Here is an 18,143-nt window from a genome sequence, read left to right as displayed (position 1 = left end):
GAGACCATGCGCCGCCCTGTGTTCCGCCTGCCCGCCTGGCTCCCCGTGGACGGTTACATCCTCGCGTTGCTCGGTACGGTCGGCCTGGCCGCCCTGGTGCCCGCCCGCGGCGCCGCCGCCACCGTCGCGGACGGTGCCTCCACCGGGGCCGTCGCCCTGCTCTTCTTCCTCTACGGGGCCCGGCTCTCCACCCGGGAGGCGATGGCCGGACTGCGCCACTGGCGCCTCCACCTGACCACGCTGGCCTGCACGTTCGTGGTCTTCCCGGTGTTCGGTGTGGCCGCCCGCTTCCTGGTGCCCTTCGTGCTCCCGCCCGCCCTGTACACCGGTCTGCTCTTCCTGTGCCTGGTGCCCTCGACGGTCCAGTCCTCCATCGCCTTCACCTCCATCGCCCGCGGCAATGTGGCGGCGGCGATCTGCGCCGGCTCGTTCTCCAGCATCGTGGGGATCGTCGTCACCCCGCTGCTGGCGGCCCTAGTGCTGGGCGGCGACGGCGGCGGCTTCTCCGCGCACTCCCTGGTCTCGATCGTCTGCCAGCTGCTGCTCCCGTTCCTCGCCGGGCAGCTGCTGCGGCGCTGGGTGGCCGGATTCCTCACCCGGCACAAGAAGGTCCTCGGCTACGTCGACCGCGGCTCGATCCTGCTGGTCGTCTACGCCGCGTTCAGCGCCGGCATGGTGCAGGGCATCTGGCACCAGGTCTCCCCGCTGCGGCTGCTGTGCCTGCTGGGCGTGGAGGCGGTGCTGCTGGCGGCCATGCTGACGGTCACCTCGTACGGCTCGAAGAAGCTCGGCTTCCCGCGCGGCGACCGGATCGCGATCACCTTCGCCGGCTCGAAGAAGAGCTTGGCGGCCGGGCTGCCGATGGCCAGCGTCCTCTTCGGCGCCCAGGCCGGGTTGGCGGTGCTGCCGCTGATGCTGTTCCACCAGATGCAGTTGATGGTGTGCGCGGTGCTGGCGAAGCGGTACGCGGCGCGGGCCGACGCCGAGCCGCCGCCGGCGGTCGGGCCCGACGGCTCCGGGCCCGACCGGGGCGGTTCAGCGGTCGGCGGCCACCCGGTCCAGCGGGAGTCCGAGCACCAGCGGGCCGGCCGCTGAGGCGTTGCGCTCGCGGACCCGGGAGAGTTCGGCGTCGGTGAGCGCCCGGCGGTAGACGCGGACCTGCGCCAGGGCGCCGGTGAACTGCGCCCGACCGTCCGGCCGTTGGCCCAGGTGGACGCCGAACACCGAGGTGCGGCTGACCGATCCGGGGACGTCCGCGACCGAGGTCGTCGCGGTGCCGTCGACGGTCAGCAGCATCCGGCCGCCGGTGCGGCGCAGCGCGAGGTGGTGCCAGCGGCCGTCGTTGTACGCGCCGGCGGTGGCGACCTGGGCGGTGGCGGGCGCCCGGGCGCCGTCGACGGCCGTGAGAAGCGCGGTGATCCGGTGGTGCGCGGGATCACCCTCAAGGGCGACCTGCGGGGAGCGGCTGCCCACCCCGCCCATCCACAGCAGCGGCTGCTCGCCGGCGCCGGCGCGGTAGCGGAACCACAGGGTGCAGGTGAAGTCCCGGTTGCCCAGCGGGAGCGAGTCGCGGTAGGGGAGGCGCACGGCGTCGTCGGTGCCGTCGAAGGACAGCGCGCGGCCGAAGGGGCCGTCGGTGAGCCGGCCGCCGCCCAGGACCAGGGCCGGCCGGGCACCGGGGGCCTGGTCGGGGGTGGTCGGGTCCGGGCCACGGCGCGGTCCGAGCCACTGCTCGGTGAAGCGGGCGAAGCGGATCTCGTCCCGGGCGTCGGCGGTGCCGCCCTCGTAGAGCAGGCCGGTGACGGTGCGGGAGACGGCGACCAGGTCGGAGTAGCCGGACCAGTCGGCGCTGACCCGGGCGCCCCGGTCCACGCCCTCCCAGGTGCGGCCCTCGTCGTACGAGGAGCGGATGGTCATGGTGCGGCGGCGGTCCGGGTCGGCCGGCGCGGCCAGCAGGGTGCGGCCGTGGCCGCCGTCGCCGGACGAGCGCGGCAGCCGCAGCGCGGACGCCTGCACCATCGGGGTGTAGAGGTCGGGGATCGTGCGGAACGGCGCGGTGAAGGAGTCGCCGCCGTCCCGGCTCACCGCGGCGGTGCGGTTGCCGAGATCGGTGCCGTCCTGCTCGCGGCCGTTGACGTAGATCGAGCCGTCGGAGCGCTCCAGGAGGGTCATCTCGGACGGCTTCTGTCGGAAGGTTCCGTCCCGGGCGATCGGCCAGGTGTCCAGCGCGCCCACCCGCCAGGTGGTGCCGCCGTCGTCGCTGTGGACCAGCGCGGCGTGGTTGGCGGTGATCCGGCCACCCGTGTAGCTCTCGGCGTTGACGCCGAAGACCAGCCGCCCGGCGTGCCGCCCGTGGGTGAGCTGGATGCCGTGCACCGGACCGGTGGCGTACCAGGAGTTCCAGCGGCGGGGGCGGATGCTGCGGGTCAGGTCGCGGGGTGCGGACCAGGTGGCGCCGTCGTCGTCGCTGTACTGGAGATGCGGGGTGCGGTCGCAGGGGACGTCGCAACTGAGGCCGTCGGTACGGCCCTTGTTGTAGGTCTCGGCGAGGATGATGCGGCCGGTGCGGCGGTCCACCAGGGGCGCCGGGTTCCCGTGGGTGTCCCCGTCGCCGTGGTTGACGACCTGGAGGGGGCCCCAGGTCCGGCCGCCGTCGGTGGAGCGCTTGAGGACGAGGTCGATGTCGCCGGCGTCCCCGCAGTCGTGCACCCGGCCCTCGGCGAAGGCGAGGAGGGTGCCGCGGACGGTCCGCACGATGGCGGGTATACGGAAGCAGAAGTAGCCCTTCTCGTACGCCGCCTTGAACAGCACCTGCTGGTCGAAGCCGTCTGAAGGGGCGTCAGCGGTGGCCCGGGCCGGGGCCGTGGCCAGGACGGCGAGGGCGGTGGCGGCCAGCGCGACGGCGGCGGCCTGGGCACGACGGTGCCGGGGTCTGCGGCGGAGGCGGGGGTGCGCGCGGAGATCTGACGTCATGGTCCGGCCTGCCCTTCGAGGCATCGGGTCGGGTCATCAGGACATCCAACGTCCTATGTGCAGATGTGACGGAAGCTACTGCCGTGCGGGAGGTGCGACAAGGAGCCTGCGTCGGTTCTCCGCGCCCGCTCCGGAATTCACTCTCCCGGGCCGGGCGCACTGCGCCGTGTGCGCCACCTGGGGCCGGTGGGACGACCGCGTCCCACCGGGCCGTGGCGCCTCACGGCCGCAGCACCACCTTCCCGAGGTTGGCCCGCGCCTCGATGATCTCGTGGGCCTTCGCGGCGTCCGCCAGCGGCAGTTCGACGTGGGTCGCGGCCCGCAGCCGGCCGGTGCCGGCCAGCTCCCACAGCTGCGCGCGGTGCCGCGCGTACAGCTCGGGGTGGACGGCGACGAAGCGCCGCATGGTCAGCCCGGTGACGGTCTTCGCTCCGGCCAACAGCTCATAGGCCGGGACCGTGCCGCCGCCGGAGTTGAAGAAGATCAGCCGCCCGCCGGGCGCGACGGCGGCCAGGGCGCGCGGCAGCAGCTCCCCACCGACCCCGTCCAGCACGATGTCGACCGGCTCGCCCCAGGACTCCTGGTCGTACGTCACCACCTCGTCGGCGCCCAGCTCGTACAGGAAATCCGCCTTGGCCGGGGAGCCGACCGCGGCCACCACCCGCGGGACGCCCTGGAGCTTGGCCAGTTGGACGGCGAGGTGGCCGGTGGCGCCGGCCGCGCCGGTGATCAGCACGGACTCGCCGGCGGCCGGCGCCGCGGTGCTCAGTGCGGCCAGCGCGACGTGCCCGCCGCGCACCAGCGCCACCGCCTCGACCGCGCTCGCACCGTCGGGGATGCGGCTGGCCAGGACGGCCGGGGCGAGGGCGAGTTCGCCGTAGGAGCCGGCGAGGGTGATCGAGGTGACCCGGTCGCCGACCGCGAAGTCGGTGACGTCCGGGCCCAGGGCGATCACCTCGCCCGCGATCTCGCCGCCGACGACGCCGGGCAGCGGATCGCCGCCGCCCTTGCCGTCCCCGCGCACCCGGCGCACGGCCGGCAGGCTGACGCCGATCGCCTCGGTGCGGACGAGGAGTTCACCGGGTCCCGGCGTCGGGTCCTCGGTCTCCTCCAGCCGCAGGACCTCGGGGCCGCCGTAGGTATGGAACCGCACCTGGCGCATGGGCCGTCACCTCCGTGGGAACGAGCCGCGAGCACCGCGGCCGGTTTCATTGGTTGCCCCAACGATAACCACGAAACCATTGGGACGTCCAACGGTTTCTCCCTGGCGCTTACGTTGGTGGGACCCACGGTTCCCTGGGTACGGTGGCCCCATGGTCGACACCCCCTACGCCCCCAGCCGTATCCGCGCCCTCCCCAGTTGGCTGTTGGGCCGCGCAGCCGCCCGCGGGCACCGGCTGGTCGCCGAGGCGCTGGCCGCCGAGGGCATGCGGATGATGCACCATGCCGTGCTCTGTGCCGTCGCCGAACTCGGCCCGGTCTCCCAGGCGGAACTCGGCCGGACCGTCGGCATCGACCCCAAGGACATGGTCGCGATCGTCAACGACCTGCAGAAGGACGGGCTGGTCACCCGCACCCCCGACGCCAGGGACCGGCGGAAGAACGCCATCGAGATCTCCGCCGAGGGGAAGCGGCGACTGCGCCGCACCGAGCGGCTCGGCGACGCGGCCAACGCCGAACTGACCGCCGCGCTCAGCGATGAGGAGCGCGCCCAACTGGTAGCGCTGCTGACCCGGATCGTGACACCGGGAGATTGAGGCGGGGGGAGCGGGGCAGGGCGGCCCGCGGCGTCAGCCCGCGGCGGCCGCCGCGTCCAGCGCCAGCCGGTGCGCGCCCGCGTAGACGTTCATCGACCGCCCTCGCAGGAAGCCGACCAGCGTCAGCCCCGTCTCGGCCGCGAGGTCGACGGCCAGCGAGGACGGCGCGGAGACCGCGGCCAGCACGGGTATGCCGGCCATCACCGCCTTCTGCGCCAGCTCGAACGAGGCCCGCCCGGAGACCATCAGCACGCCGGATGACAGCGGCAGTCGGCCGTCCTGCAGCGCCCGCCCGACGATCTTGTCCACCGCGTTGTGCCGCCCCACGTCCTCGCGGACGTCGAGCAGTTCGCCGTCCGCGGTGAACAGCGCCGCCGCGTGCAGACCGCCGGTCCGGTCGAAGACCCGCTGGGCGGCCCGCAGGCGATCGGGAAGGGCGGCCAGGGTCTCCGGGGTGAGCCGGACCGCGGGATCCGGGGCGTCGTCCAGCCGCCAGCGGGCGGTGGTCCGCACCGCGTCCAGGCTCGCCTTGCCGCACAGCCCGCACGAGGACGTGGTGTAGACGTTGCGCTCCAGCGTGAGGTCCGGGACGACGACCCCGTCCGCCAGCCGGACGTCCACGACGTTGTAGCTGTTGCCGCCGCCCCCGGGCTCGACTTCCGCCCCGCGCGTGGCCCCCGCGCAGTACACGATGTTCGCCAGCTCGTCCGCGCTCCCCAGGACGCCCTCGCTGACCAGGAACCCCGCCGCCAGCGCGAAGTCGTCACCGGGGGTGCGCATGGTGATCGCCAGCGGCTTGCCGTTCAGCCGGATCTCCAGCGGCTCCTCGGCGACCAGGGTGTCCGGCCGGCTGCTCACCGCGCCGTCGCGGATCCGGATGACGCGGCGTCGCTCGGTGACCCGTCCCATGTCTGATCAGCCCCGGTTCTGTCTGTGGTGATGGCCCGTCCATTGTCCGGTACGTGCGTGCGTCCGGCGCCGCCGATGCGGACCGTGGCCGGCCGGTGGATCGCCGCGGCGGCCTGTGGGGGAGCGGGGGCGCTCGGTAGACTGTAGACGATAGCCAATGACGGAGGGGGTCCTCGATGCTGTCCAGAGGCTTGCCACAGGGCACCGTGCCCAAGCTCGAACGCCCCGGCCCGTTGCGCGAGCGCGTCTACGAGGCACTGCTCGAACTGATCACCACCCGCGCGCTCCGCCCCGGCCAGCACCTGGTGGAGAGCGAGTTGGCGGGCCACCTGGGGGTCTCCCGCCAGCCGGTCCGCGAAGCGCTCCAGCGGCTCGACACCGACGGCTGGGTCGATCTGCGCCCCGCCCAGGGCGCCTTCGTCCACGAGCCCACCGAGGAGGAGGCCGACCAGCTGCTGACGGTGCGCACGCTGCTGGAGGCCGAGGCCGCCCGGCTCGCCGTGGTCCACGCCGACCCGGCCGGCATCGCCGAGCTGGAGCGGCTCTGCGACCAGGGCGAGCGCGCCGTCCAGGAGGACGACGTGGAGACCGCGGTGGCGCTCAACGCCACGTTTCACGCCAAGGTCACCGAGCTGGCCGGGAACGCCGTCCTCGCCGAGCTGGCCGCGCAGGTCGGACGGCGGGTGCGCTGGTACTACACCCCGGTCGCCCGCAAGCGCGGCAAGCGGTCCTGGGCCGAACACCGCGAGCTGATCGCGGCGATCGCCGACGGCGACGAGGCCCGCGCCACCTCCGTCATGCGCGCGCACACCGAGCACACCCGGCGGACGTACCACGAACGCGACGGCGAGGACGCCTGACGCGGCGGCGCCCTCGCGGGTGGCCGATCCTCGCCCCCGCCTGCCCACCTCCCGTCCGATCCGCGAGACCAGCGGAGATGACCGGCCCACCGCCGGGTAGGGTGCAGGCGATCACGCACCACCTGATCACGGACGAACCACCCAGAACCCGACCAGAAACGGCGAGACGCACATGAGCGAAGGGACAGCACCGGCGGCCGGCGAGGCGGCCTCCGTCGCCGACGAGGCGGCCCGGGAGCGGCTGCTCTATCTGCGCGGCAGCATCGACAACCTCGATGCCGCACTGGTGCACCTGCTCGCCGAGCGGTTCAAGTGCACCCAGCAGGTCGGCGAACTCAAGGCCCGGCACAGCCTGCCGCCCGCCGACCCGGCCCGCGAGGCCGCCCAGATCGCCCGTCTGCGCCGCCTGGCCGAAGACGCCCGCCTGGACCCGGCGTTCGCCGAGAAGTTCCTCAACTTCATCATCGGAGAAGTCGTCCAGCACCACCGCGCCATCGCCGACCGGGCCGTGACCAGCGGCGAGGCGAGGGCCGAGCAGCCCCGGACGCCCACCGGCTGATCACCGGGGAGAACCGGGCGATCCGCTTCCGCGGAAGCCTCCGACACCGGAAGACGCCCCGTCCCTGCCATGGCAGGAACGGGGCGTCCGGGATTCCGTCATCGCTCCGGCCGGCACTCGCCGGCCGGTCGTGCGGCCGTCAGTGGCGCGGGCGCGAGGCCTTGCCGATGGTGGTCTTGCCGACCGGGAACTTGCCGGCGTCCTGCGTCGTCTTCAGCTTGTCCGCGGTCTTGGCGACGGCGTTGACGACGGCGTCGATGTTGACGGGGGGCTTCTTGACGACGTTCTTGGCCACCGGGCTGCTGTCGAGCAGGTTCTTGGCATCCGTCGCGACCCCCCGGTGGCCGTCGGCGAACGCGGGGGCGGCGACGCCCAGGGCCATTACCGCGCCGGCAACAACCGCAGCGGCCTTGGAGTACGTCATGATGGACAGTCCCTTTCTGCTTCAGAGATCAAGCGGCGTCTACCGCCGGCCAAACGGACGTGGCGCGCGCGCTCTGCCGCTCGCGGCACGTCTTCCGTCGGCACACACCCAAACGGCCCCGCCGCCCCCAGGACACGGCGCCGATCCCCGCTGAAGGGGAATGCACCCGAACGTGTCGCCCCGCTCAGGTCATTTCCCTACTGATCGGCCGGGGGTTGGGCGGCACGTCGCGCAACCGGGTCCGACCCGGCTGGTGCAGCAGCAGGGTGAACGCCGCCGCGACCAGCGACAGGCCGCCGGCCAGCAGATATGCGCCGTTGTACCCCCAGGCGCTGACCACCGTCGATCCCAGTCCGCCGCCGAACAGACCGCTGATCAGCTTGCCGCTGTAGACCAGTCCGTAGTTGGAGGCGTTGTAGTTCTCGCCGAAGTAGTCGGGGGTGAGCGCCGCGAAGAGCGGATAGAAGGCGCCGCCGCCGAATCCGGACAGGAAGGCGAAGAACAGAAAGAGCCACTGGCTGTGGATGTCCCCGGCCCACAACACCCCGAACTGGGCCAGCCCCAGGACGACGATCACGAACACCAGGGTCGTCTTCCGGCCCCATAGGTCCGACAGCCAGCCGACCACGGCCCGGCCGACGCCGTTGACGACGGACATCACCCCCATCGACGAGGCCGCGACCAACGGGCCGAACCCCACGTCCTTGGCGAAGTCCACCTGGAACGAGATCCCGAAGATCGAGACGCCTGCGGTCAGCACCACGCTCACCCACATCAACGGGAGCATCCCGCTGCGCACCGCCTCCTTGGGTGTGAACTGCCGCACCGCCGGCGGATTCTTCGCCAGGAATGCCGCGCCCTGCCCCGACCCGCCGGCCTTCAGCGGATCCGCCTCGACGGGCCACCAGTTCTTCGGCGGATCCTTGAAGAACCAGGCACAGCCCGCCACCACGATCAGTACGTAGATCCCGATGCCGTCCAGTACGTCCTGGAAATCCCCGATGTCGAAGGCGTAGTTGAAGACGAAGATGAACGGCAGCGCGCCATAGGCGAATCCGCCGTTGACGAATCCGGTCTTCGCGCCGCGCCGCTCCGGAAACCATTTGCCCACCATGTTGATGCAGGTGGCGTAGACGAGCCCGGAGCCGATACCGCCGACCACCCCGAAACCGCAGATCGCCGCCAGCACATCGTCCAGGTGCGCCAGTGACGCGAAGCCCACCAGGCTCAGCACCGCCCCGAGGAACATGGCCCGGCGCGCGGTGAGGATGCCGATTTCCCGTAACCAGCCCGCCGGAAAGGCGATTCCGGCCTGGCAGAAGACCCAGACACTCAGAATCCAGAAGGTGTCGCTCTGCGTCCACCCGTGCGCGCGCGACAGCGTGCCCTCGGCGGAACCGTAGGCGTATTCGGCGACGCCGATGGCCATCATCGCGAGCCACGGCAGATACACCATCAGTTTCCGCGAGTGGCCGCCGAGAAGTTCCCGGTCGGATTCACCGACCCGGTAGACCCGCCCCTTGCCGTCGACGATTTCCTGATAGATCGTTGCGGTTGTTTCCGTGCCGTCCCGTTGGCTGCGGTCCATACCCTTCACCTCGGAATCGAAAATCCGGTCAGCGCGCCCGCTGTCCGCCCTCTCCGTGCTCACTGAGGCGACGACACGACCTAGGTCCGCAGCAGCCCCGCGGCCCGCGCCCAGCGGTACTTCGCGCCGAGCACCGCCACCGGCTTCTCGGTCGTATACGGATAGGCGACCACCCCGCGCGCGAAGAGCCGGGCCGCCGCCTCCTCGACCTCAGTGTCGCCGGCCAACGACGCCACCACCGGCTTTTCGATCCCGCGCGCCCGGAACTCCGCCACCACCCGCCCGGTCAGCTCGGCGAAGACCGCCGGCGGGGTGACGATGGTGTGCCAGTAGCCCAGCACCAGGGCATGGATCCGGGGATCCGACAGGCCCAGCCGGAGTGCCGCCTCGTAGGTGGCCGGCGGCTCCCCGCCGGTGATGTCGATCGGGTTGCCGGCCGACCCGAACGGCGGGATCAGCCGGCGGAACGCCGCGTCGAGGTCGGGCGGGACGTCCATCAGCCGCAGCCCGTTGTCGACCAGCGCGTCCGACAGCAGTACTCCCGAGCCGCCGGCGCCGGTGATCACCACCACGTTGTCACCCCGGGGGACGGGCAGCACGGGCAGCGCCCGGGCGTACTCCAGCAGGTCGGCGAGGCCCGGTGCCCGGATCACCCCGGCCTGCCGCAGGATGTCGTCGTAGACCGCGTCGTCGCCGGCCAGTGCGCCGGTGTGCGAGCCCGCGGCCCGCGCCCCGGCACCGGTCCGGCCCGCCTTGAGCACCACCACCGGCTTCTTCGGCACGGTCTCCCGGGCCGCCGCGACGAACGCCCGGCCGTCCTTGAGGTCCTCAAGATGCATCGCGATGCAGTCGGTGTGCGGGTCCTCGGCGAAGTAGGTGAGGAGGTCGTCCTCGTCCACGTCCGCCTTGTTGCCGAGCCCGACGATCGCCGAGACGCCGGTCCGGGTGGTCCGGGCGAAGCCCAGGATCGCCATCCCGATGCCGCCGGACTGCGAGGTCAGCGCCACCCCGCCCTTGACGTCGTACGGCGTGCAGAACGTCGCGCACAGGTCCTGCCAGGTGGAGTAGTAGCCGTAGATGTTGGGCCCGAGCAGCCGGACGCCCCACTCGGCCCCGATCGCCACGATCCGCTGCTGCAGGGCGTGTTCACCGATCTCGGCGAAACCGGACGGGATCAGCACCGCGTTCGGGACGCCCTTGCGACCGGCCTCCTCCAGCGCCGCGGGCACCAGCGGCGCGGGGATGGCGAACACCGCCACGTCCACCTCGCCCGGCACCTCCCGCACCGAGCGGTACGCCTTGCGGCCCAGGATGTCGTCGGCGGTGGGGTGCACCGGATGGATCTCGCCGGGGAACCCGCCGTCGAGCAGGTTGCGCATCACCGAGTGGCCGATCTTCCCCGGCGTGCCGGAGGCCCCGATGACCGCCACCGACCGGGGGCGCATCAGCCGCCGCATCGCCGCCAGGATCTCCTCCCGGGTGTGCCGCGGACGCTCCGGCGGCGCGCCCTCGCTCAGCAGGATCCGCACGTCGACGGTGGTCGCCCCGCCCGCCGAGGCGAACACCGGATTGAGGTCCACCTCGGCGATCTGCGGGAAGTCGGCGGCCAGTTGGGAGGTGCGGACGATCAGATCGACGAGCGCCGCGCGGTCCACCGCGGGCGCACCCCGCACCCCGCGCAGCACCTCCGCCGCCCGGATGCCGTCCAGCATCGACGCGGCGTCCTCGGTCGAGGCCGGCGCGAGCCGGAAGGTGACGTCCTTGAGCACCTCGACCAGGACCCCGCCCAACCCGAACGCCACGACCTTCCCGAACGTCGGATCGGTGACCGCCCCGACGATCACCTCCTGCCCCTCCGGCACCATCTGCTGCACCTGCACACCGTCGATCCGGGCCTGCGGCGCATACGCCCGCGCGTTCGCGACGATCGTGGTGAACGCGGCGCGCACCTCGGCCGCCGAACCGAGACCGGTCCGCACCCCGCCCGCGTCGGTCTTGTGCGGGATGTCCGGCGAGACGATCTTGAGCGCCACCGGGAACCCGATCCGGTCCGCGAGCGCCACCGCGCCCTCGGCGTCCTCCGCCAGTCCCTCCGCGGGCACCGGAATCCCGTACGCCTCGGCGATCAGCCTGCCCTCGGGCGCGGTGAGAATCTGCCGCCCGGCAGCCCGCGCCTTGCCCAAAACCCCTTCCACGCCCCTTTTCTGGCGATCCGTCAGATCGATCCGGCCCATCAGATGACCCCCTCCGCCTTCAGCTGTCGGAGCTCCGTGCCGTCCAGCCCCAGTTCGTCGCCGTACACCTCGGAGTTGTGCTCGCCCAGCAGCGGTGAGCGATGGACCTCGACGGGGGAGTCGGAGAGCTTCAGCGGCGAGCCGACCGTGGTGAAGGTGCCGCGCTGCGGATGTGCGACCTCGACCACCATGCCGTCGGCGGCCAGCGAGCGGTCCTCGATGATCTCCTTGGTCGACAGGATCGGCCCGCAGGGGATGTCGTGGGCGGTCAGCCTCTCCAACACCTCCCACTTGGGGAGCGTGCTGCTCCACTCCTCGATCAGCTGGAACATCTTCGACAGCTTGGGCAGCCGGGCCTCCGGCGTCGCCCAGTCCGGGTCCTCGGCCAGCTCCGGCCGGCCGATCAGCTCGCTGAGCGGCCGCCAGCCGACCGGCTGCACGATCACATAGACGTAGTCGTTGGGCCCGCCGGGCGCGCACTTCACCGCCCAGCCCGGCTGCCCGCCGCCGCTGGCGTTGCCGCTGCGCGGCACCTCGTCGCCGAAGCCCTCGTTCGGATACTCCGTCAACGGCCCGTGCGCCAGCCGCTGTTGGTCCCGCAGCTTCACCCGGCACAGGTTGAGCACCGCATGCTGCATGGCGACGTTGACCCGCTGGCCGCGGCCGGTGCGGGTGCGTTGGAAGAGCGCGGCGAGGATGCCCGCGACGCAGTGCACCCCGGTGCCCGAATCGCCGATCTGCGCGCCGGTCGCCAGCGGCGGCCCGTCCTCGAACCCGGTGGTCGCCATCGCCCCGCCCATGGCCTGGGCCACCACCTCGTACGCCTTGAAGCCGGTGTACGGGCCCTCGCCGAAGCCCTTGATGCTGGCGTAGACGATTCGCGGGTTGATCTCCTGGATGCGCTCCCAGGTGAACCCCATCCGGTCGACCGCGCCGGGCCCGAAGTTCTCCACCAGGACGTCGCTGCGGCCGATCAGTTCGGTCAGCAGCTCCTTTCCCCGCGGTGTCTTGGTGTTCAGGGTGATGCTCCGCTTGTTGCAGTTGAGCATCGTGAAGTAGAGCGAGTCGGCATCCGGTACGTCCCGCAACTGACGGCGTGTGATGTCTCCGCCGACCGACTCCAGCTTGATCACGTCCGCCCCGAGCCAGGCGAGCAACTGTGTTGCGGAAGGCCCGGACTGAACATGCGTCATATCGAGGACGCGAATGCCGTCGAGTGCCTTGGACACGGCCGACTCCCTCCTACTTGTACATGGTCTGGTTCATCGTTCCGGGGGCGTAGGCGTCCGGATCGATCCACACGTTGATCAGCGAGGGCTTGCCCGACTCCCGCGCCCGCCGCAGCGCCGGCCCGATGTCCGCCGGGTCCCGGACCTCCTCGCCGTACCCCCCGAGCAACTGCGCGAACTTGTCGTAGGGCACATCGCCGAGGGTGTTCCCGACCCGCTCCCGCTCGGCGCCGTACTTGGCCCGCTGCCCGTAACGGATCTGGTTCATCGAGGAGTTGTTGCCGACGACGCCGACGAACGGCAGGTCGTAGCGGACCAGCGTCTCGAAGTCCCACCCGGTCAGGCTGAACGCACCGTCACCGAAGAGCGCGACCACCTCCTTCTCCGGCCTGGCCTGCTTGGCCGCGAGCACGAAGGGGATCCCCACGCCGAGCGTGCCGAGCGGACCGGGATCCATCCAGTGGCCCGGCGCCTTGGGCTGGACGACCTGACCGGAGAAGGTGACCACATCCCCGCCGTCCCCGATGTAGATCGAATCCTCGGTCAGGAACTCGTTGATCTCGCTCACCAGCCGGTACGGATGGATCGGACAGGCATCCGACCGCAACTGCGGCAACCGCTTCTCGACCGCCGCCTGCTCGGCCGCCCGCAGCTCGTCCAGCCACTCCTTGCGCTTTCCGGCACCCCCGTCGATCCGCCCGGACGCCGCCTCGGTGACCGCCTTCAACACCAGCCCCGCGTCGCCCACGATCCCCAGATCGACGTCCCGGTTCTTGCCCACCGTCCGGTAGTCCAGGTCGATCTGGACCACCGTCGCGTCCGGCGACAGCCGCTTGCCGTACCCCATCCGGAAGTCGAACGGCGTCCCCACGATCACGATCACATCGGCGTTGGCGAACGCATACCGCCGCGACAGCTGGAAGTGGTGCGGATCCCCGGGCGGCAGCGTCCCGCGCCCGGCCCCGTTCATGTACGCCGGGACGTTCAGCGCCCGGACGAGCTCCACCGCGGCCTCGTTCCCGCGCGTCGTCCACACCTGGCTCCCCAGCAGGATCGCCGGCTTCTCCGCGCGGACCAGCAGATCGGCCAGCCGCTGGACGTCGTCGGGGTCGCCGGCCGAGCGGGTCGAGGCCCGGTAGTGCCCGGCCCGCGGCACCCGGGCCGCGGCCACCGGCACCTTCGCGTCCAGCACATCCCGCGGAATCTCCAGGAACGACGGCCCGGGCGCCCCGTGGAAGCACTCCCGGAACGCCATCGAGACCATGTCCGCGGCCCGCGCGGTGTCCGGCACGGTGGCCGCGAACTTGGTGATCGGCGTCATCATCTCGACGTGCGGCAGGTCCTGGAGAGACCCCATCTTGTGCTGGGTGCGCGCCCCTTGGCCGCCGATCAACAGCATCGGCGACTCGGCCCGGAAGGCGTTGGCGACGCCGGTTACCGCGTCCGTCGTACCGGGCCCTGCGGTGACCACCGCACACCCGGGCCGCCCGGTGATCCGCGCATACCCGTCCGCGGCATGCGCGGCGACCTGCTCGTGCCGTACGTCGACCACGTCGATCCCCTCGTCGACGCACCCGTCGTAGATGTCGATGATGTGCCCACCGCAAAGGGTGTAGATCACCTCCACCCCCTCCGCCTTGAGCGCCTTGGCAACCAAGTGCCCACCGGAAACGAGACCGGCACCGCCATTCCCGACCCCCCGGGCACCCCCGCCCTCCCGCCCACCCCGAGCGAGATCCGCGCCCCGACCGTCTTCAGACATGTACATCGCTTCCCTTCAACTCAACTCTCCGTTGCGCCGATCACCTGCGGGCGCATGCCGTGCAACTGCTGCGGCGCGTGCGGCGCGTGCGGCTACCTCGACTCGTACGGCTACCTCGACTCGTACGGCTGATGCGACTCGTACGGCTTGTCTCGTTCTTCTTCCGCTTCTCCCTCTTCATTTGCATATGCACCGATCGTCGCTCATGCATACAGAACTCAGAAGACTGTATACAGTCGTCAGTCGACAAAGCTGCATGAACCCGTTATCCCGCATCCCCCGACCGTTGTCCAGGGGAAGCGCGGGGGAGCGCGAGGAACGGCAACGATCACGCCACCCGTCGGCGCCGGTCGGCCGGCTGTCGCTCCGCCTCCGCTCCACCTCCGGGTGCGGGTCCGCGACGGGCGCACTCTCCGGGCGCATGTGACCCAACCGCCTCGTCCGCCCGTCCCCATCACCCATAAACGCGCCTTATGTCCGGCATGGATGCGCAGGTGAAGGGCACTCCGAAACCTTGGTATTGTTGTCCATGTCGCCGCGGGGAACGCCCCGCGAAGACCACCTAAGTCCGGGTGGCGGAATGGCAGACGCGCTAGCTTGAGGTGCTAGTGCCCTTTATCGGGCGTGGGGGTTCAAGTCCCCCCTCGGACACCAGCTGAGACCCCTGTTCATCAGGGGTTTTCTGCTTTTCTGGGCGGTGGCGTGACCAACCACGTGACCAACGGCCCAGAGATTCCCCTGGTCAGACCAGGGATGAGAGGTCGAGTCGGCCCGCTCCGGAGGCAGCGAGCTTCCGCGCTCCATCCTTACGTGAGTGGCGGTAGCGGGCCATGGTGTAGCCCGGCGAGGGGTGCCGGACGTTGGCGGAGAGCTCTACGGGGTTCTCCCCGGCCTCCAGATCGTTCGTGACCTTGCTGTGCCTCCAGTCGTGGATGCGGAAGTCGTCCGGCAGGTGCAGCCGGTTCCGGAGGGTGCGCCACCGCGCGGATACCTTCTCGGGGTCCTGGGGGCCGCCTGCCTCACCCCTGTAGAGCTTGAAGCCGTCACGGGCGAGACGGAGAACGGCCGAGACGTGCGGGCCCTGGTAGTCGAAGAGGAATGGTCGGAGTCTCTTCGGCGCGCCCGGCGCGATCATTCCCTCACTCCCAACCTGCGCATCGCGTGGGATAGCAAGACGCTGCGCAACACCACAAAAGAGGAGCATCAGGAGGTGGTCGGTCCGGCATTGGCAATGCACGGCCACATCACCCCATCCGACTGGAACGAATATGTGTCGGTGAAGGAAGCGGCCGGGGCACCTTCAACAGGTTTCTTCCCATCACGCTCAACGCGGTGCCGATGCTCGATGACGACACTTTCAGCCTGCCCGCACTGGACGTTGAGGATCTCGCACAGGCATACGCGTGGGCCACGGCCAGGCGCGGAACGATGACTCTTGGCCTGGACTCAAAGCCCCTGCGGAGGCTGGTGCGCCGGTACGTGCGCATCCTGAACGCCACCCTCCCCGAGCACCAGGCCGTGTTCATCCAACGCACCGAGGAGCAGACGTTGAGGGTCGCGGTCTGCCTCGCTGCGGCCGAGTGCTCCACCACCATCACGCACGCGATGCTGTCGGCTGCCCTGCCCTTCGTGCGCCACAGCGTCCGGTCAGTGACAGCCCTTGTCGCTGCGACTGAGGACGGGAAGTCATGCAGGCCAGTTACGGCGGCCGACAAGGTACGCGCCGTCATCCGGAGGGAGGGGGCGATCAAGAAGGGTGATTTGATGCGGGCTGCGAAGATACCCGCCGCGCAACTCGACGCCGTGCTTTCCGACATGGGCGACGTGACGACCGAGCGCCACAGGACCGGCGGCCGTCCGGCAACCGTGCTGAGCCTCACCGGCCCGGAGCACCGGGAGGAGCGACCCAACGTCGTCAGCCTTGCCGAGAAATGAAGGGCCCGAACGGATTCCTCTCACGCTCCGCAGCCGCCGGCGCAGACACAGCGTGAACAGAATGGTCCCGCGGATCCGTTCGCCACCCTCCGAGCCAACCTGTACTGACCTCTCGAATCGAACCCAGGAACGCCCCCGCTGATTGCGGCGGGGGCGTTCCTGGGTTCGATCAGCCACGGCTCAGACGAGAGCGATTCCGGCCTGAGCCTTGATAGTGTCCACGGCTTCTTCAGTGAGCCAGCGCAGAGGGACTACCGTCCACCTGTCGCCCTTGCGCATGACCACGGCCTTGCCGTCCCTGGTGCGTCCGACGTGGACGAACCCGTGGTCGCGTCGCAGGTCTTTCGCCAGGTTCTCGCCGTGGATCACGGGCGCTACTTCCCTTCGCGGTCCTCGTCGTCAGCCATGCTGCTGTGGACGTCACCGTTCTGAGAGACCCGGGCATCGGGGTCGGTAGCCTGACCCTGGTTGGCCTGCGGGTCCCAGTCGTCCTCGTTCTTCTTACCCATTCTCGCGCGTTCCTTCCTGTCGAACACTGAGGCGTCGCGGGGAGTCGGTTCCCGCGCCGTCGTGCAGCCCGCCCCGACCGCTAGCCCTTCCTGTTTGAGCGATCGGGGCGGGGATGCTTCGGCTTCCCTGGGGCCGAAGCGTTGCCCTCACTGCCCAGGGCAGCACCCCAGTTAAGAAGGGCGGACCGGGGCGAGAGCCTGAGCCCGTCAGCTCAGACCGGGCACGTCTGCCCGTACTCGAAGGCTGATCCCGGTCGGGGGTCCTGCTGCCCGTCCCTACCGCCCGGCGCCGCCGCCGTCACGGGAGGAACGGGAGTCTCAGACTCCGGTCATCTGCGAACAGATGTGGCAGACCCACATGCCAGATACCTCTTCAGTCATCAGGTGACCTCTTTGGCAGAGCACCTACTGGCGCCCTTTGGCCCGGCAGTTGAGGCACGGGAAGGGGCACGGCGGCACCTTCGCTCCCTGAGGGATGAACACGACTCTAGATGCCACGTCCAGTCGCCCGCCGAAATCCGTCCACCACCCCGGAGAGTCCGAGGGTGGCTCACCTGGATCTGCGGTGGGCGGGCTGGTCATCGCTGCGCCCGGTTCCGGATCCGGCCGCCGGCCACTACCGTCCCGCCAGGCTTGCACGCCCATGGCTGCTACTTCGGGCACTTGTCGGCGTGCCGGTAGATCACCACGGGCGGACCGGAGGATGAGCATGGCAGGGCTTCCGGCCTCGTGACATGCACCGGAATGAAGCAGGCTGTCCTGGCATGCACACGTGATGTCGGGAGCTGTCGTGCTCGGCAAGGGCGAGCACGACTTCCTACGTGAACGCCTACCGCTGGCGATGAAGGCCGCGGCGCCGATCACCCCAGTCAGTGACGAGCTACGAGAGTTCTTGCGCGCATTCGACAGTCACCGTGGATCCGGAGAACCGCGCGTCGCGCCCATTCACATCTGTATCGGCCCCCGTCTGGGCCCGAATCGGCCGCTACGGCAACTGCAATTCGCCCCGCATCACCGGCATGTGCGTACGGTTCAACTCGGACTCGGACACAGCTATCGCACACAGTGCCCGCGTAGCGGGCAGGCGTAACTGGCACCCGCCTCGGGCTTCGGTCCGGGAGCGGGTGTTTGTTGTTTCAGGCCCCTCCTGTCCTCCTCGCTTCGTGGTCTGTAGCGGGGTGGTTGCGGTCAGCCGATAGTGATCTCGATCCTTTCTCCTTGTGAGTGGTCGAGGGTCAGGGTCTTGTGTCGGCGTCGACGGCACCAGTGCCCCTCGGGACCACACGAGGGTCAACCGGCTGACGCTGTGCCAGATCATGCTGGCCGGCCTGGAACAGGAGGTGCGCTTCGGACAGCGGGTGGTCGTCGCCGTGTGCTCCGCGCCGAAGAGCAAGGGGCGCTGGC

16 protein-coding genes and 1 tRNA gene are annotated in these 18,143 nt (G+C 70.6%); 6 read left to right on the top strand and 11 right to left on the bottom strand.

What is annotated here, in order from left to right; translation table 11 throughout:
* Positions 1–6: 6 nt before the first annotated feature.
* Positions 7–1,095, top strand: a complete 1,089-nt coding sequence (locus tag SNOUR_RS09850) for a bile acid:sodium symporter family protein (RefSeq protein WP_067345716.1) — start codon at positions 7–9, stop codon at positions 1,093–1,095.
* On the opposite strand, the gene SNOUR_RS09845 is transcribed toward SNOUR_RS09850, so the two are convergent.
* Positions 1,036–2,973 (bottom strand): sialidase family protein, encoded by a 1,938-nt coding sequence (locus SNOUR_RS09845; protein ID WP_067345711.1) that lies wholly within the window; start codon positions 2,971–2,973, stop codon positions 1,036–1,038. The two genes, SNOUR_RS09850 and SNOUR_RS09845, sit on opposite strands and share 60 nt — an antisense overlap.
* Positions 2,974–3,193: 220 nt before the next feature.
* A complete protein-coding gene (locus tag SNOUR_RS09840; RefSeq protein WP_067345708.1) occupies positions 3,194–4,135 on the bottom strand; it encodes a quinone oxidoreductase family protein in 942 nt (313 codons plus the stop codon).
* A 151-nt stretch (positions 4,136–4,286) separates the two neighbouring features.
* On the opposite strand from SNOUR_RS09840, the gene SNOUR_RS09835 reads away from it, so the two are divergent.
* Positions 4,287–4,730 (top strand): MarR family winged helix-turn-helix transcriptional regulator, encoded by a 444-nt coding sequence (locus SNOUR_RS09835; protein ID WP_067345704.1) that lies wholly within the window; start codon positions 4,287–4,289, stop codon positions 4,728–4,730.
* Between the two features lie 33 nt (positions 4,731–4,763).
* On the opposite strand, the gene fdhD is transcribed toward SNOUR_RS09835, so the two are convergent.
* On the bottom strand, positions 4,764–5,639 hold the full coding sequence (gene fdhD, locus SNOUR_RS09830; protein ID WP_067345699.1) for a formate dehydrogenase accessory sulfurtransferase FdhD: 876 nt from the start codon (positions 5,637–5,639) through the stop codon (positions 4,764–4,766).
* Between the two features lie 176 nt (positions 5,640–5,815).
* On the opposite strand from fdhD, the gene SNOUR_RS09825 reads away from it, so the two are divergent.
* Positions 5,816–6,499, top strand: a complete 684-nt coding sequence (locus SNOUR_RS09825; RefSeq protein WP_067345697.1) for a GntR family transcriptional regulator — start codon at positions 5,816–5,818, stop codon at positions 6,497–6,499.
* 172 nt (positions 6,500–6,671) lie between these two features.
* A complete protein-coding gene (locus SNOUR_RS09820) occupies positions 6,672–7,058 on the top strand; it encodes a chorismate mutase (protein ID WP_067345691.1) in 387 nt (128 codons plus the stop codon).
* A 139-nt stretch (positions 7,059–7,197) separates the two neighbouring features.
* Here the strand turns inward: SNOUR_RS09820 and SNOUR_RS09815 are convergent, their stop codons facing one another.
* The 5 genes from SNOUR_RS09815 to SNOUR_RS09795 form a co-directional block, all read right to left on the bottom strand.
* Positions 7,198–7,482: a hypothetical protein gene (locus tag SNOUR_RS09815; RefSeq protein WP_099055676.1), complete on the bottom strand. Its 285-nt coding sequence runs from the start codon at positions 7,480–7,482 to the stop codon at positions 7,198–7,200.
* A gap of 184 nt (positions 7,483–7,666) precedes the next feature.
* Complete coding sequence (locus tag SNOUR_RS09810) at positions 7,667–9,070, bottom strand: OFA family MFS transporter (RefSeq protein WP_067345686.1); 1,404 nt, start codon at positions 9,068–9,070, stop codon at positions 7,667–7,669.
* A gap of 80 nt (positions 9,071–9,150) precedes the next feature.
* Positions 9,151–11,304 (bottom strand): acetate--CoA ligase family protein, encoded by a 2,154-nt coding sequence (locus SNOUR_RS09805; protein ID WP_067345684.1) that lies wholly within the window; start codon positions 11,302–11,304, stop codon positions 9,151–9,153.
* Positions 11,304–12,533, bottom strand: coding sequence for a formyl-CoA transferase (frc, locus tag SNOUR_RS09800; protein ID WP_067345682.1), 1,230 nt, complete (start codon positions 12,531–12,533; stop codon positions 11,304–11,306). The genes SNOUR_RS09805 and frc overlap by 1 nt, the downstream gene beginning before the upstream one ends.
* Positions 12,534–12,546: 13 nt before the next feature.
* Positions 12,547–14,190 (bottom strand): thiamine pyrophosphate-binding protein, encoded by a 1,644-nt coding sequence (locus tag SNOUR_RS09795; RefSeq protein ID WP_067345681.1) that lies wholly within the window; start codon positions 14,188–14,190, stop codon positions 12,547–12,549.
* Between the two features lie 671 nt (positions 14,191–14,861).
* Here SNOUR_RS09795 and SNOUR_RS09790 point away from each other — a divergent pair.
* A tRNA-Leu gene (locus SNOUR_RS09790) sits at positions 14,862–14,949 on the top strand.
* A gap of 88 nt (positions 14,950–15,037) precedes the next feature.
* On the opposite strand, the gene SNOUR_RS09785 is transcribed toward SNOUR_RS09790, so the two are convergent.
* On the bottom strand, positions 15,038–15,430 hold the full coding sequence (locus SNOUR_RS09785; protein ID WP_067345679.1) for a site-specific integrase: 393 nt from the start codon (positions 15,428–15,430) through the stop codon (positions 15,038–15,040).
* A 203-nt stretch (positions 15,431–15,633) separates the two neighbouring features.
* Between SNOUR_RS09785 and SNOUR_RS09780 the strand changes: the two genes are divergently transcribed.
* Complete coding sequence (locus tag SNOUR_RS09780; RefSeq protein ID WP_067345672.1) at positions 15,634–16,230, top strand: hypothetical protein; 597 nt, start codon at positions 15,634–15,636, stop codon at positions 16,228–16,230.
* Positions 16,231–16,410: 180 nt separating this feature from the next.
* Here SNOUR_RS09780 and SNOUR_RS09775 read toward each other — a convergent pair whose 3' ends face one another.
* Together SNOUR_RS09775 and SNOUR_RS48270 are read right to left on the bottom strand one after the other, a co-directional pair.
* The gene (locus SNOUR_RS09775) at positions 16,411–16,599 is read right to left on the bottom strand and encodes a hypothetical protein (protein ID WP_067345669.1); all 189 of its coding nucleotides are present in this window, start codon (positions 16,597–16,599) and stop codon (positions 16,411–16,413) included.
* A gap of 5 nt (positions 16,600–16,604) precedes the next feature.
* Positions 16,605–16,739, bottom strand: coding sequence for a hypothetical protein (locus tag SNOUR_RS48270; protein WP_312632278.1), 135 nt, complete (start codon positions 16,737–16,739; stop codon positions 16,605–16,607).
* Positions 16,740–18,143 lie beyond the last annotated feature (1,404 nt).

The sequence above is a fragment of the Streptomyces noursei ATCC 11455 genome (assembly GCF_001704275.1).
Classification (GTDB): Bacteria; Actinomycetota; Actinomycetes; order Streptomycetales; family Streptomycetaceae; genus Streptomyces; species Streptomyces noursei.
Note: the sequence above shows the minus strand (reverse complement) of the source record. Positions and strands in the feature narration are given on the sequence as shown.

Bases quoted from the DNA above. Each gene is read 5' to 3' on its own strand.
- SNOUR_RS09815 (WP_099055676.1), bottom strand. From the start codon at position 7,482: ATGACGTACTCCAAGGCCGCTGCGGTTGTTGCCGGCGCGGTAATGGCC.
- SNOUR_RS09840 (WP_067345708.1), bottom strand. From the start codon at position 4,135: ATGCGCCAGGTGCGGTTCCATACCTACGGCGGCCCCGAGGTCCTGCGG.
- SNOUR_RS09845 (WP_067345711.1), bottom strand. From the start codon at position 2,973: ATGACGTCAGATCTCCGCGCGCACCCCCGCCTCCGCCGCAGACCCCGG.
- SNOUR_RS09805 (WP_067345684.1), bottom strand. From the start codon at position 11,304: ATGGGCCGGATCGATCTGACGGATCGCCAGAAAAGGGGCGTGGAAGGG.
- SNOUR_RS09850 (WP_067345716.1), top strand. From the start codon at position 7: ATGCGCCGCCCTGTGTTCCGCCTGCCCGCCTGGCTCCCCGTGGACGGT.
- SNOUR_RS09810 (WP_067345686.1), bottom strand. From the start codon at position 9,070: ATGGACCGCAGCCAACGGGACGGCACGGAAACAACCGCAACGATCTAT.
- SNOUR_RS09780 (WP_067345672.1), top strand. From the start codon at position 15,634: ATGCTCGATGACGACACTTTCAGCCTGCCCGCACTGGACGTTGAGGAT.
- fdhD (WP_067345699.1), bottom strand. From the start codon at position 5,639: ATGGGACGGGTCACCGAGCGACGCCGCGTCATCCGGATCCGCGACGGC.
- SNOUR_RS09825 (WP_067345697.1), top strand. From the start codon at position 5,816: ATGCTGTCCAGAGGCTTGCCACAGGGCACCGTGCCCAAGCTCGAACGC.
- SNOUR_RS09820 (WP_067345691.1), top strand. From the start codon at position 6,672: ATGAGCGAAGGGACAGCACCGGCGGCCGGCGAGGCGGCCTCCGTCGCC.
- SNOUR_RS09835 (WP_067345704.1), top strand. From the start codon at position 4,287: ATGGTCGACACCCCCTACGCCCCCAGCCGTATCCGCGCCCTCCCCAGT.
- SNOUR_RS48270 (WP_312632278.1), bottom strand. From the start codon at position 16,739: ATGGGTAAGAAGAACGAGGACGACTGGGACCCGCAGGCCAACCAGGGT.
- SNOUR_RS09785 (WP_067345679.1), bottom strand. From the start codon at position 15,430: ATGATCGCGCCGGGCGCGCCGAAGAGACTCCGACCATTCCTCTTCGAC.